Raw genomic sequence first — 12,912 nt, 5'->3', positions numbered from 1 at the left:
GAGGACCTTGAAGCAGGTCCTCTTTCTGTTTAAGTTGCGTGTGCTTATTGCACTTCGTCTTTTACTTCTTCAGCGCCCTCTTCTATTCCATCTCCTACATCTTCGGCACCTTCTTCAATATCATCACCTAATTCGTCAGCTCCATCCCCTACTTCTTCCATTCCTTCTTCGGTTCTGTTTTCTGTATTAGAGTCGCATGAGGCAAATGTGAACAAGCCTCCGATTGCAAAAACATATAGTAACTTTTTCATGGTTTCTCTTTTAAAATTAATCATTGATTTATACTTGTAACTACCCGTATTGCTTTAGCCTTTGTTATTTACAGCCGCTGCAAGCAGGTAGCCTTTAGCTATTCGATAACTGTTGTGTCGGCGTCCTCTGCCGCATCTTCAAGTTGATCAGCGGTTTCCTCAGCCTGGTCTTCCATCTCCTCTACTCTGTCCTCGGCTCTTTCTTCAGCCGGAGAGTCGCAGGAAGCAAAGCCGAAAAACCCAGCCATTGCAAACACATAAAGTACTTTTTTCATATTCTGGTCTGTTTAAAAATAACATACTCGCTGCAGTTTTGCAGGTGTGTATGCTGCCAAGGCAGAAACACGAAAAACAATACGCGTTTATCTGAATATAGTTTTTTTATACTGTATAAAACGCCGAAAGGCACCCTGTTAGGGGTGCCTTTCGGTTTCCCGGCCATGCGCCGGGTGGTTTCTGCTGTTAATTACTCAGCTGGAGTTTGAGTAGTGTCAACAGGAACAGTAGTAGTGTCTTCCTCCATAACCGGAGCTTCTTCTACTACAGTCTCTTCAGTAGTTTCTACTTCAGTAGCAGTCTCTTCTGCGTTGTTGCAAGATGCGAATGCGAAAAGACCAGCAACAAATAGTAAACCGAATACTTTTTTCATGATGTTTTAGTGTTTTAATGAAATGAAGAGACAAATATAATACTATATTCTAATATCCTAATCAAACACTACTTTTTCCTGAAGATAAGTTTAATCGGAACTCCCTCAAAACCAAAGTGCTCACGCATTCTGTTTTCCAGGTAACGCATGTATGGCTCCTTGATATACTGTGGCAAGTTGCAGAAGAACGCAAACGTTGGATTGTGCGTCGGCAACTGCGTGATATACTTTATCTTCACAAACTTACCTTTTATTGCTGGCGGCGGATAACGCTCAATGTCTGGCAACAGCAGGTCGTTAAGCTTAGACGTAGATATTTTACGCGTTTTGTTGTCGTATACCTCCATCGCCTTCTCTACAGCCTTGTGTATACGCTGCTTAGTAACCACGGAAGTAAATATAACCGGCACATACTTTATTGGAGCAATGCGATCAAGAATGGTTTCTTCAAACTCTTTTGTTGAGTTTGTGTCCTTCTCCACCAGGTCCCACTTGTTTACAAGTATAACTATGCCTTTGCGGTTTTTCTCGGCTAGTGTAATAATGTTTACGTCCTGCGCCTCGATACCGCGGGTAGCATCCAGCATTACAATACATACGTCAGCATCTTCAAGGGCACGTATAGCGCGCATTACCGAGTAAAACTCAATGTCCTCGCTTACTTTGCTCTTGCGGCGCAAACCGGCAGTATCTACAATTATAAACTCTTTACCAAAAGCGTTGTAACGTGAGTGAATCGCATCACGGGTAGTACCGGCTAAGTCTGTTACTATGTTTCGTTCTTCGCCTAGCAATAGGTTTACAAACGAAGACTTACCAGCATTTGGACGGCCTAACACAGCAATCTTCGGAATTCCTGCATCCGGATCTTCTATGCCGTCGTCTTTAAAGTGTTTTACAACCTCATCCAGCAATTCGCCTGTACCTGATCCGTTCTGAGACGATATCGGGTAAATCTCTTCGCCTACACCCAATGCATAAAACTCACCCATCTGGTGCATACGCGCATTCGTATCGGCTTTATTGGCTACTACATAAATTGGCTTTTTAGAGCGGCGAAGTACGTTGGCAAATTCCTCATCCAGGCCGGTTAAACCAGCATCTACGTCAACCATAAAAAGTATAACATCGGCCTCGTTCATGGCCAGTTCTACTTGTCGGTTAATCTCTGTTTCAAAAATATCGTCGGAGCCGTGTACATAGCCACCGGTGTCTATTACAGTATAAAATTTACCGCACCACTCGCCGTGGCCGTAGCTTCTGTCGCGGGTTACGCCGCTTACGTTGTCCATAATGGCCTTACGCTGGCCAATTAAGCGGTTAAATAGCGTGGACTTACCCACGTTTGGGCGACCTACAATCGCGATGATGTTTGATGACATCGAATAAAAATAAAATAGTTAAAGTGCCCCCGGAGCACCTTGCCCCGAAGCTTTATACTGTGCGCCTATTTACTCGCTGTAACCGAAGCGCCTAAGCAGCTTTTGGTCGGTTCGCCAGTTTTCGTTCACGCGCACATACAAATCAAGAAATATCTTTTTCTGGAAGAACTGTTCCATATCAATGCGGGCCTGGGTACCTACTTTTTTCAGCGCCTCGCCTTTGTTGCCAATCACAATACCCTTTTGGCTTCTGCGCTCCACGCTTATCTCCGCCCTGATACGAATGATCTCCTCTTCTTCCTTAAACTCCTCTATCACTACCTCACAGGCATAAGGAATTTCTTTTTTGTAGTTCAGGAAGATCTTCTCCCGGATAATCTCCGACACAAAGAAACGCTCAGGCTTATCAGTCAGTTCATCTTTAGGGTAAAAGGCCGGATGTTCTGGCAAAAAATGAAGCAGGCGGCCAAACAAGTGGTCTAAGCCAAAGTTGTGCAGCGCCGAGATAGGCAGGATTTCTGTAGGATTCATTTTCTCCTGCCAGTAAGCTACTTTCTCGTTTACCTCTTCTTCTGTGGCCTGGTCAATCTTGTTTATCAGCAAAAGTATGGGCACATCTGCGTGCTGCAAGCGCTTAATTACATCATCCTCGTCGTGCTTCTCATAAATATCCGTCACGAAAAGTATAACATCGGCATCTTCCAGGGAGGTGCGCACAAAGCTCATCATCTGTTCGTGCAGGGCATACTGTGGTTTAATGATACCAGGCGTATCAGAATACACAATCTGGAAATCATCCCCATTTAAAATACCCATGATGCGGTGCCGCGTGGTTTGTGCTTTTGACGTGATGATAGAGAGTTTTTCCCCTACCAGCGCATTCATCAACGTTGATTTACCCACGTTTGGCTTACCCACTATACTTACAAATCCGGCTTTATGATGTGTTTCGGCCATACTCTTAAAATTTAAGGATGCAAAATTACTTCTTTTTTACGAGACTGCGGCAGAATGTCTAAATTATTGTAAATGAGCGGGTGATGGATAACGTTTATACTTTGCGCGGGCCAGGCAAATATTTATACTCTGGTTGCAAACATTATACTACACTTCTTGCTTTACCACATGCAGTTGCTTCTCTATCTGCTTATAGATAATATCGATTTACAACAAACGACTTATAGTTTGTATCTTTGTGACCCAGAAGAAGACAAGTAGTTTAATGAACAAGAAAACGAGCGGCAAAATTGGTGTTTTACTGGTAAACCTAGGCACACCGGATACTCCAAACACGCCTGATGTAAGAAAATACCTGCGCGAGTTCTTACTGGACAAGCGCGTGATCGATATACCTGCTATTGCACGATATGCCCTCATAAATGGGGTTATTGCGCCTTTCAGGGCACCAAAGTCTGCTAAAGTTTATAAAGAGCTCTGGACAGAACGCGGCTCTCCGCTGCTTTACCATGGCCGCGACCTGCAGGAAAAGCTACAGGCAAAGCTCGGCAACAGCTACCATGTGGCTTTTGGCATGCGCTACCAGAGCCCAAGTATAAAAAGTGCGCTTGAGGAGCTTCGCGAGCAAAGCGTAGACCGTATTATTGTACTGCCACTTTTCCCGCAGTATGCCTCAGCCTCTACTGGCTCTGTGCACGATAAAATAATGGAGATCGTAAAAGACTGGTGGATTGTACCAAGTATAAACTTTATATCTTCGTTCTGCGACGACCCTGGCTTTATAAATGCTTTTGCCACACTAGGTAAGCAGCACATGGCCCAGGACAAGTATGACCACGTTGTGTTTAGCTACCACGGCCTGCCAGAGCGCCACATACTTAAAGGCAGCGACCACGGCTACTGCAAACTTGGCTCTTGCTGCAACAGCTATAACAAGCGCAACAAATACTGCTACCGTGCTTCCTGCTTTGCCACATCAAGGCTGCTGGCCGAGCAATTAGGCTTGCGCGAAGACCAGTACACGGTGGCATTCCAGTCCAGGCTTGGCAAAGACCCTTGGTTGCAACCTTACACCGATTTTATACTTAAGGATTTGCCAGCAAAGGGTATAAAAAAAGTATTGGCTTATAGCCCGGCATTTGTGGCAGATTGCCTTGAGACCACCATTGAAGTTGGCGAAGAGTTTAAGGAAATGTTTTTAGAGGCCGGCGGCGAAAAATGGCAACTGGTTGAAAGCCTTAACTCCAACGATATGTGGGTTGACGCCGTTGAAAACTTGGTTCTGCAGCATTAGGATGTAAAAATTAAAAAGGAAGCGCCGCTACGAACTATCACAGCGGCGCTTCCTTTTTTATCCTGCCACAAGTTTGGCGATGGCGCAACTTATGACAGTTTATGACACCATTTTGTAACCGGCATTCTGCGAGAGCAGAAATATACTTTAGCAGGATTCATACTTTGCCAAACCTATACTTTATGACTACTCATCAATGTAAAAGTATGGCTTAAGACTTTATTTATTTTTTGATAGCAAAGCCAGTTTCAAACTGGCACTACGTACCACCACAAGTTGCGCCGCCGCTAAACTCGCATAAATCAAGGGCAACTGCTTACTCAAACTAAGCCTGCACTTCTAAATAGCTATTTGCATCAAAAGCAGTTTATACTTGCAATGCCTTTATACTTTGATGAGCAACTATATCCGCTTGAAATCTATCCAGTAATCTGAAGTAACATCTGCGTAGCTCCTTAGTTTCTGCAGCAGCACTTCAGGGTTGCTCTCCACAATCAGGTTTTCGCGCTGGTCAAATTTCACAAATCCTTCTGTTACTGTATGGTCCACCATCTCCATAAACTTATCCCAGTAGCCATTTACATTGAAAAACGCGACAGGCTTTTTAATAATACCTAACTGGTTCCACGTGATTATCTCGCAGATTTCATCGAAAGTACCAAAACCACCCGGCATGGAGATAAACGCATCTGAGCGGGCTGCCATCATGGCTTTTCGTTCGTGCATAGTTTGCACTACATGCAGCTCCGTCAGCCTTTTGTGAGCAACTTCACGGTCTACGAGGCTCTGCGGTATAACCCCAACAGCTGTACCTCCCGCTGCTAAAACGGCATCTGCAATGGTACCCATCAAGCCAACTTTACCGCCCCCGAAAACAAGCTGTATGCTTTGCTGCGCCATCAAGCGCCCCAAGTCCGCAGCCGCCTCCTGGTATATTGGGTTTACCCCAGGGTTAGCACCACAAAATACTCCTACACTTTTCATTTTTATACTTTACTGAAAAATCCTGATGACAAAGAAAGGCTCCAACATCTCTGCTGAAGCCTTTTATACTTTGAGGGCAGCGTTTTAGAGTTACGCCAGTTCCTTTTTATACATTTTGGAGAGTACTTCGGCTGCATAGTCTATCTCTGCCTCAGTATTATACTTGCTGAACGAGAAACGAACAGAACCACGATCAGAGCTTGCATTAAGCGCGCGCAGCACATGAGAACCTGCATTGGCTCCGCTGCTACAGGCGCTTCCACCAGAGGCAGATATCTTGTTTATATCCAGGCTAAACAGCAGCATTTCGTTTATGTCGGATGCAGGAAGGCTAACGTTCAGTACTGTGTACAAGCTCTTATCTCCAAACTCCGATAGGCCATTAAAGCTTACATCTTCCATCTGCTCGCGCAGTTTATAGATCATCCTGTCCTTAAGCCCCTGGATATGCTTTGCATGCTCCTCCATGTCTCGGTAGGCTATCTCCAGCGCTTTAGCCAAGCCAATTATACCATATACGTTCTCAGTACCGCCGCGCATATTGCGCTCCTGGGCACCACCTTGTATCAATGGCTGAATTTTGATGTTAGCATCGCAGTATAGGAAACCCACGCCTTTTGGCCCGTGAAACTTATGTGCCGAACCAACCAGGAAGTTAGCACCCAGCGCTTGTATATCATGTTTGTAGTGCCCCATTGTCTGTACTGTGTCTGAATGGAAAACTGCATCATACTTTCTGCAAATCTCACCGATAGCCTCAATGTTGTTCAGGTTACCGATCTCGTTATTTGCATGCATAATAGAGACCATTGTGCGTGGCTGGTTTGCCAACAGCTCTTCCAGGTGTTCCAGGTCCAGGTTGCCATACTCATCGTGGCGCAGGTAGCTTACCTGTACGCCTTCCTCCTTCTCCAGCAGATCCATAGTATGCAATACAGCATGGTGCTCTAGTTTAGTAGAGATGGCGTGCTTTATACCATAGGCACGGCAAGTGCAGCGTATAGCAGCGTTGTCTGCTTCTGTACCCCCAGACGTAAAAAAGATTTCGGCGGGCGATGTATTTAGTAAGGTGGCTACTGTTCGGCGGGCTTTCTCTATGGCAGACCTAACCTCTCGCCCATGCGAATGTATGGACGAAGGATTACCGAAATGCTCAAGCATAAAGGGAGCCATGGCATCAAAAACCTCTTTATCCAGAGGGGTAGTAGCAGCATTATCTAAATAAACACGCATGATATTTTGGGATGAATTCACTATAAACGAACCACTAAAGTATAAAAAAAAGTTGCGCCCAAAGAGAAAAAGACATTGTTTCTCTTCTGGCGCAACCCTTAGTTGCTGGTTATACTATGCTACAGCAACAACACATTATGCTTTGGCTGAGATAATCTCTTTTATGTCAGCAATTATTTTATTTGCAAGGTGCTCTGCCGTAGCGTTGCTATCCGACTCAGCATAGATTCTGATGATCGGCTCGGTATTAGACTTGCGCAGGTGCACCCACTCCTTATCAAACTCGATCTTAACACCATCAATTGTATTGATAGGTTGCTTCGCGTAACGCTCCTGCATCTGGCGCAGCACTTCGTCAACGTTTACTTCCGGTGTCAGTTCTATTTTGTTTTTAGAGATGTAATAACTTGGGTAAGATGCGCGCAGGCGCGTCATACTCATTCCGGATTTCGCCAGGTGCGTCAGAAACAAAGCAATACCCACTAAGGCATCGCGGCCGTAGTGCAGCTCTGGGTAAATAATGCCGCCGTTTCCTTCGCCACCAATAATGGCATTCTCGGCCTTCATCATGTTCACAACGTTTACCTCACCAACTGCAGCCGCATAATAGGCACCACCAGCTTTCTCGGTAACATCACGCAGCGCCCTGGTAGACGAAAGATTTGAGACGGTATTGCCTACCTGGTTTTTGAGGACGTAATCTGCAACAGCCACCAGCGTATACTCTTCGCCGAACATGCTACCGTCCTCGTTTACTAAGGCCAGCCTGTCAACATCCGGATCCACTACTATACCCAGGTCAAATTTACCTTTCTCGATTACTTTAGCTATTTCGCGCAGGTTTTCCGGCAGCGGCTCCGGGTTGTGAGGGAAGTTACCGTCTGCCTCGCAAAATAGTTTTTCTACTGTTTTAACGCCTAAGGCCTCCAGCAACATCGGTACTGCAATACCTCCAGTTGAGTTAACGCAGTCTATGGCTATACTAAAGTTCTTCTCTCTGATAGCTTCAACATCTACCAATGGCAACTCAAGTATAGCCTCTATGTGCTTACCCATTGTAGTGCAATCGGTTTTGTAGGAACCTAACTCTGTTACCTGAGCAAACTCAAAGGCCTCTTTCTCGGCAATCTCCAGCACCAGCTTACCTTCCTCATCCGAGATAAACTCCCCTTTTTGGTTAAGCAGCTTCAGCGCGTTCCATTGCTTTGGGTTGTGGCTGGCAGTAAGTATAATTCCTCCTCCCGCGTTCATATCGGGCACAGCCATCTCTACTGTAGGCGTTGTAGACAAACCTACATCTATAATGTTGATGCCTAAACCCTGTAGTGTAGCGCATACTAGTTTATTTACCATCTCGCCGGAGATGCGCGCGTCACGCCCTACTACAATCGTGTTGTTTCCTGTTGTTTTTAGCACCCATGTACCAAAAGCAGCAGCGAACTTCACAACGTCTACTGGCGTCAGGGCTTCCCCTGCCTGTCCGCCTATTGTACCGCGAATACCGGAAATTGATTTTATTAAAGCCACTTGTTGTATATTATTTAATGTCGCAAAATTAGTGAAAATTGTGAGACTTTCAGAAGTACTACTCCTTATACTTAGCCAAAAACTCATGCATGTTGCCACTACAGCGTACTACTGCCACCAATACGTATAGTTATACTTTAGCGGGTGTTCAAATTATGCTACTGCTCCAATGCACACGCTGTAGTTGGTGCGGCCAGGCAGGTTATAACGTGCCACTATATATAATAAGTGTGCGCATTTTAGAAGAAAGCAGCCTTTACTAATCCATCATACGACAATATCCTTAAACGAAAACTAAGTATAGATGCCCCGGTTTTATTACATTTGCTTTTATGACAACTCCTATAAAATTTGATGATAGCCCGAGAGGCAAGCAACTGCAGGCTTTTAACCGCCTGCTGGACGTGATGGAAGAACTGCGTGAGAAATGCCCATGGGATCGTAAACAAACCATAGAGAGCCTTCGTCACCTGACGATTGAGGAGACCTACGAATTGTCTGATGCCATACTTAAAAATGATATGCCCGAGATAAGGAAAGAACTTGGCGACATTATGCTGCACATGGTATTCTATGCAAAGATAGCCTCAGAGCAAGGTGCTTTCGACATTGCAGATGTACTGAACAGCGAATGTGAAAAGCTTATTTTCAGGCACCCACACATTTACGGCGATACTAAAGCAGAGACAGAGGAACAGGTAAAGCAAAACTGGGAAAGACTAAAGCTGAAAGAAGGAAATAAATCCGTATTGGGCGGAGTGCCCAGCTCTTTACCGGCACTTGTAAAAGCCATGCGCATCCAGGAAAAAGCCAGAGGGGCTGGTTTTGACTGGGACGATAAGACTCAGGTGTGGGAAAAAGTAAAGGAGGAACTAAACGAGTTTGAATCAGAGTTTAATGTAGAAGACTTTAGTGCTATAGATAAAACACACGCTACAGCAGAGTTCGGCGATCTGATGTTTTCCCTGATAAACTTCGCCCGATTTATTCATATCAATCCTGAAGAGGCGCTGGAAAAAACCAACCTTAAATTCATAAGCCGTTTTCAGTATATAGAAACAGAAGCCGCAAAAGACGGCAAACAATTACAGGATATGAACTTGGAAGAAATGGATTATTACTGGAACAAGGCAAAAAACCTGTAGGCACGCATACAACATAAGTATACATTAGCTATATTTAAACCACTTTTTCTCAATTTAAACGAGGGAAATATTTTACAAAACGTACATTAATTTAAGAAGACGCTCTCAGAGCTAGTACCTAAACAGCGAATCTGGCAAAAACCCGTAAGCCATGCAGCTCCTTTTCTAGTCAAGTATACATTCTGTTTACATCGATTATGGAAGACGAAATGCCTCGGTTTAGAATAAATTAAATTGCCTGCAGCTGTTTTATACTTTGTTATAAATCATTAAAATATATAGATTTGTAAAAGGACAGTAGTCTGCATTATATTAAAGCACGTTAAATTTGAAATCCGCAGGTTTAGAAGAGCACCTTTAAAAACTGCTTATTTTTTAAATTTTGCGTAGCAGAGAGTTTGAAATCTGCAGAAAAAGCAGAAATTGCAATTTCAATAAAGAACTAAAAGAGAAACAATTACATTTTATAATAACACAGACAATTTAATACAACACAAACAGCTAAACTTTAAACTTTAAAAAAATGGAAAAAAAGACTGCAGTAGTAAGCAAAAATGCTAATGTAGAGGCCAAAAGCAGTGGGTCAGCTGCTTCAATATTTGCCACAATTGTTATTCCAATAACATTCGTGGTTTGCGTGCTAATCTATATGTTTGTTCTTGGTAACCCTGCCAACTTCGAAGGCGGCAGCAACGAGAACCACCCACTTCCAGGCAACTACCTTGGCATTGTTTACAAAGGTGGTTGGGTAGTACCAGTTTTGATGACGTTAGTACTTCTAGTATTGGTTTTCGCTATCGAGCGTTCACTTACTATCAGCAAAGCTAAGGGCACAAAGAACGTAGCAGGTTTCGTACGTACTATTTCTGCTAAACTTAACCAGCGTGATATCAACGGTGCAATTGCAGCCTGCGACGCACAGAAAGGTTCAGTTGGTAACGTAGTTAAAGCCGGTCTACTTAAGTACAAGGAAATGCAGAATGAGCCTGAGCTTTTAAAAGCTGAGAAAGTTGCTGCTATCCAGAAAGAGATTGAAGAATCTACTTCACTTGAGTTACCAATGCTTGAGAAAAACCTTGTTATTATCTCAACTATCGCTTCTATCTCAACACTTACTGGTTTGATCGGTACAGTACTTGGTATGATTAAGGCGTTCTCGGCTCTTGCAGCTTCTGGTACTCCTGATGCAACTGCACTATCAAACGGTATCTCTGAGGCCTTGATCAACACAGCCCTTGGTGTATCTGGTTCTGCAATCGCTATCATTGCTTACAACTACTTCACTAGCAAAATCGACGAGTTAACTTATAGCATTGATGAAGCTGGCTTCAGCATTATCTCTACTTTCGCAGCTCAGCACGAAACAACTGGTGCTCCTGTAAGACAACAAACTGTTTAATTGACTCTTAACACAATAAAATGCCTAAAGTAAAAGTAAAAAGGACCAAACCAACGTTGGACATGACACCAATGGTGGACCTTGCCTTCTTGCTGGTTACTTTCTTCATGCTGACAACACAGTTCTCTCCTGAAGAGGCCGTAGTGGTAGACACTCCATCCTCAGTTTCAGAGATCAAACTACCAGAGTCTAACGTAATTGTAATAACGGTTGATAAAAACGACCGCGTATTCTTTGGAGTTGACAGCAAGCAAACAAAGGAAGCAGTACTTAACAAGATGGCAGGCAAATACGGTGTAGGATTCAGTCCAACAGAAATAGAAACCTTCTCGCTCTTAACGAACTTTGGCGTACCGATGAACCAGCTTAAGTCTTACTTAGCTATGGAAACCGATGCCCGTAAAAAGTTTGATAAAGCTGCACCTGGTATACCTGTAGATTCTACTAACAATGAGTTAGCAGACTGGGTACACCAGACACGCCTAAGCAATCCTAAGGTGGTTATTGCCATCAAAGGTGACCAGGACGTAAGCTACAAAACGGTTCAGAAGGTTATTAGCACCCTGCAGGACAGGAAGGTAAACAGGTTTAACCTGATTACTGACATGGAAAATAGACCGACTAACCTTTAATAGAAGGAGATAAGAAATGGCAGAAATACAAGAAAAAGCCGACTCCGGTAAAGGCGGGAAAAAAAGAGCCAAAAAGATGTCTGTCCACCTGGACATGACACCAATGGTTGACCTTGCCTTTCTCCTACTAACGTTCTTCATGCTTACCACTACGTTTAGTAAGCCACAGACCATGGAAATTAACATGCCTGTGAAAGATGATGTTCCAGAAAACCAGATTCCAGTAAAGGCAAGTAATGCTTTAACAATTGTACTGGGTGAAGATGACAAGTTATTCTACTTCTTTGGCTTAGGCGATCCTGCTGATAACCCGGAAGTAGTAGAGTCTGATTACTCTGCAAATGGAATCCGTAAAGTGCTTATATCACCACGTGTTAAGTCTAACGAAAAAATGACTGTGATGGTAAAAGCCATGGAAACTTCGCGCTACAAGAACATGGTAGACATTTTAGATGAGTTGAAATTAACCGATACCAGGAAATTTGCCCTTGTTGATATAACCGACAATGACAAACAACTGATTCAGCAAAAAACAGGACAATAAGATATGGACGCAAGTCAGTTCGCAAAAGCCTCGCTTGATGATATCGTCTTTGAAGGACGTAATAAAGCGTATGGTGCATACTTACTTCGCAAACTGTATAGCTCGCATGTCACTAAAGCCTCTATAATTGCTATTATTTTATTCTTTTTGTTTATCAGCATTCCGCTAATAAGCAAATTGTTAGCACCAGCAGAAGAGGAAGAAGTGGTAGAGCGAATTATTACAGAAGTAGACCTTGCACCGCCACCACCACTAGAAGAAAATACGCCGCCGCCACCGCCGCCGCCAGATCTTCCACCACCGCCGCCGCCAGTACGTGCGCAGGTTAAGTTTACACCACCTGTGGTTAAACGTGACGAAGAGGTAAGAGAAGAAGAAGAGATACCAGATATTGAAGTACTAGAAGAAGTTGACGCTGGTACTAAAACAGTTGAAGGTGTTAAAGGAGCTCCTCTTGACTTAGGTGACATTGACGGAACAAGCGACGTAGTTGCAGAAGTAGTAGAAGAAAAGCCTTATACTTACGTAGAGCAGATGCCTACCTTCCCGGGTGGCGAAACAGAAATGCTTAAGTACCTGGCCAAAAACATTCGCTACCCAGCAGCTGCACAGCGTGCCGGAGTTGAAGGTCTGGTAGTACTTTCATTCGTAGTTGGCAAAACAGGTGAAATCTCTGAAATCCAGGTTGTAAAAAACCTTGGAGCCGGTACCGACGAAGAAGCAATGCGCGTTGTGAAAACAATGCCGAAGTGGACTCCAGGTAAGCAGAACGGTAGAGCAGTACCAGTACGCTACACACTTCCAGTACGATTCACAATTAAATAAGCACACCTTAAGTTGTCTCGTCCTGATATAAGTTGACGGGTTTGAGACGAAATTACTTTTTAATTTGAGACCTCCAATACGTTTGTGTTG

General features: G+C 43.9%; 14 protein-coding genes. 6 read left to right on the top strand and 8 right to left on the bottom strand.

Annotated elements, in window-relative coordinates:
• Positions 1 to 44: 44 nt before the first annotated feature.
• The 5 genes from Q1A23_RS18160 to era form a co-directional block, all read right to left on the bottom strand.
• Positions 45 to 251 carry a hypothetical protein gene (locus Q1A23_RS18160; RefSeq protein ID WP_299826067.1) on the bottom strand — a complete coding sequence of 69 codons (207 nt, stop codon included), beginning with the start codon at positions 249 to 251 and terminating at the stop codon, positions 45 to 47.
• A gap of 98 nt (positions 252 to 349) precedes the next feature.
• A complete protein-coding gene (locus Q1A23_RS18155) occupies positions 350 to 526 on the bottom strand; it encodes a hypothetical protein (RefSeq protein WP_299826066.1) in 177 nt (58 codons plus the stop codon).
• 191 nt (positions 527 to 717) lie between these two features.
• Positions 718 to 900: a hypothetical protein gene (locus Q1A23_RS18150; RefSeq protein WP_299826064.1), complete on the bottom strand. Its 183-nt coding sequence runs from the start codon at positions 898 to 900 to the stop codon at positions 718 to 720.
• A gap of 68 nt (positions 901 to 968) precedes the next feature.
• Positions 969 to 2,282 carry a ribosome biogenesis GTPase Der gene (gene der / locus Q1A23_RS18145; RefSeq protein WP_299826062.1) on the bottom strand — a complete coding sequence of 438 codons (1,314 nt, stop codon included), beginning with the start codon at positions 2,280 to 2,282 and terminating at the stop codon, positions 969 to 971.
• A gap of 69 nt (positions 2,283 to 2,351) precedes the next feature.
• Complete coding sequence (gene era / locus Q1A23_RS18140) at positions 2,352 to 3,239, bottom strand: GTPase Era (protein WP_299826060.1); 888 nt, start codon at positions 3,237 to 3,239, stop codon at positions 2,352 to 2,354.
• Positions 3,240 to 3,504: 265 nt separating this feature from the next.
• Here era and hemH point away from each other — a divergent pair, with 265 nt between their 5' ends.
• A complete protein-coding gene (gene hemH, locus Q1A23_RS18135) occupies positions 3,505 to 4,533 on the top strand; it encodes a ferrochelatase (protein WP_299826059.1) in 1,029 nt (342 codons plus the stop codon).
• A 402-nt stretch (positions 4,534 to 4,935) separates the two neighbouring features.
• Here the strand turns inward: hemH and Q1A23_RS18130 are convergent, their stop codons facing one another.
• From Q1A23_RS18130 to glmM, 3 genes are all read right to left on the bottom strand, one after another.
• The gene (locus Q1A23_RS18130) at positions 4,936 to 5,517 is read right to left on the bottom strand and encodes a TIGR00730 family Rossman fold protein (protein WP_299826058.1); all 582 of its coding nucleotides are present in this window, start codon (positions 5,515 to 5,517) and stop codon (positions 4,936 to 4,938) included.
• Positions 5,518 to 5,607: 90 nt separating this feature from the next.
• On the bottom strand, positions 5,608 to 6,750 hold the full coding sequence (locus tag Q1A23_RS18125) for a cysteine desulfurase family protein (RefSeq protein ID WP_299826056.1): 1,143 nt from the start codon (positions 6,748 to 6,750) through the stop codon (positions 5,608 to 5,610).
• A gap of 135 nt (positions 6,751 to 6,885) precedes the next feature.
• Positions 6,886 to 8,277 carry a phosphoglucosamine mutase gene (gene glmM, locus Q1A23_RS18120; protein ID WP_299826054.1) on the bottom strand — a complete coding sequence of 464 codons (1,392 nt, stop codon included), beginning with the start codon at positions 8,275 to 8,277 and terminating at the stop codon, positions 6,886 to 6,888.
• 332 nt (positions 8,278 to 8,609) lie between these two features.
• Here glmM and mazG point away from each other — a divergent pair, with 332 nt between their 5' ends.
• The 5 genes from mazG to Q1A23_RS18095 all read left to right on the top strand — a co-directional run bounded on the left by mazG (position 8,610) and on the right by Q1A23_RS18095 (position 12,822).
• Positions 8,610 to 9,422 (top strand): nucleoside triphosphate pyrophosphohydrolase, encoded by an 813-nt coding sequence (gene mazG / locus Q1A23_RS18115; protein ID WP_299826052.1) that lies wholly within the window; start codon positions 8,610 to 8,612, stop codon positions 9,420 to 9,422.
• A gap of 523 nt (positions 9,423 to 9,945) precedes the next feature.
• A complete protein-coding gene (locus Q1A23_RS18110; protein ID WP_299826050.1) occupies positions 9,946 to 10,821 on the top strand; it encodes a MotA/TolQ/ExbB proton channel family protein in 876 nt (291 codons plus the stop codon).
• A 20-nt stretch (positions 10,822 to 10,841) separates the two neighbouring features.
• Positions 10,842 to 11,453, top strand: coding sequence for a biopolymer transporter ExbD (locus Q1A23_RS18105; RefSeq protein WP_299826048.1), 612 nt, complete (start codon positions 10,842 to 10,844; stop codon positions 11,451 to 11,453).
• A 16-nt stretch (positions 11,454 to 11,469) separates the two neighbouring features.
• Positions 11,470 to 11,997 carry a biopolymer transporter ExbD gene (locus tag Q1A23_RS18100; RefSeq protein WP_299826046.1) on the top strand — a complete coding sequence of 176 codons (528 nt, stop codon included), beginning with the start codon at positions 11,470 to 11,472 and terminating at the stop codon, positions 11,995 to 11,997.
• Positions 11,998 to 12,000: 3 nt separating this feature from the next.
• Positions 12,001 to 12,822 (top strand): energy transducer TonB, encoded by an 822-nt coding sequence (locus tag Q1A23_RS18095; protein WP_299826044.1) that lies wholly within the window; start codon positions 12,001 to 12,003, stop codon positions 12,820 to 12,822.
• Positions 12,823 to 12,912 lie beyond the last annotated feature (90 nt).

Origin of the sequence: uncultured Pontibacter sp. (assembly GCF_947492645.1) — a bacterium.
Taxonomy (GTDB): domain Bacteria; phylum Bacteroidota; class Bacteroidia; order Cytophagales; family Hymenobacteraceae; genus Pontibacter.
The sequence above is the reverse complement of the archived record's forward strand: the minus strand, read 5'-3'. Positions and strand labels throughout refer to the sequence as shown.

What these genes read in the sequence shown, in the direction of transcription:
- der (WP_299826062.1), bottom strand. Translation starts at nt 2,282, where the DNA reads ATGTCATCAAACATCATCGCGATTGTAGGTCGCCCAAACGTGGGTAAG.
- Q1A23_RS18160 (WP_299826067.1), bottom strand. Translation starts at nt 251, where the DNA reads ATGAAAAAGTTACTATATGTTTTTGCAATCGGAGGCTTGTTCACATTT.
- Q1A23_RS18105 (WP_299826048.1), top strand. Translation starts at nt 10,842, where the DNA reads ATGCCTAAAGTAAAAGTAAAAAGGACCAAACCAACGTTGGACATGACA.
- hemH (WP_299826059.1), top strand. Translation starts at nt 3,505, where the DNA reads ATGAACAAGAAAACGAGCGGCAAAATTGGTGTTTTACTGGTAAACCTA.
- Q1A23_RS18125 (WP_299826056.1), bottom strand. Translation starts at nt 6,750, where the DNA reads ATGCGTGTTTATTTAGATAATGCTGCTACTACCCCTCTGGATAAAGAG.
- Q1A23_RS18155 (WP_299826066.1), bottom strand. Translation starts at nt 526, where the DNA reads ATGAAAAAAGTACTTTATGTGTTTGCAATGGCTGGGTTTTTCGGCTTT.
- era (WP_299826060.1), bottom strand. Translation starts at nt 3,239, where the DNA reads ATGGCCGAAACACATCATAAAGCCGGATTTGTAAGTATAGTGGGTAAG.
- Q1A23_RS18095 (WP_299826044.1), top strand. Translation starts at nt 12,001, where the DNA reads ATGGACGCAAGTCAGTTCGCAAAAGCCTCGCTTGATGATATCGTCTTT.
- Q1A23_RS18100 (WP_299826046.1), top strand. Translation starts at nt 11,470, where the DNA reads ATGGCAGAAATACAAGAAAAAGCCGACTCCGGTAAAGGCGGGAAAAAA.
- mazG (WP_299826052.1), top strand. Translation starts at nt 8,610, where the DNA reads ATGACAACTCCTATAAAATTTGATGATAGCCCGAGAGGCAAGCAACTG.
- Q1A23_RS18110 (WP_299826050.1), top strand. Translation starts at nt 9,946, where the DNA reads ATGGAAAAAAAGACTGCAGTAGTAAGCAAAAATGCTAATGTAGAGGCC.
- Q1A23_RS18150 (WP_299826064.1), bottom strand. Translation starts at nt 900, where the DNA reads ATGAAAAAAGTATTCGGTTTACTATTTGTTGCTGGTCTTTTCGCATTC.
- Q1A23_RS18130 (WP_299826058.1), bottom strand. Translation starts at nt 5,517, where the DNA reads ATGAAAAGTGTAGGAGTATTTTGTGGTGCTAACCCTGGGGTAAACCCA.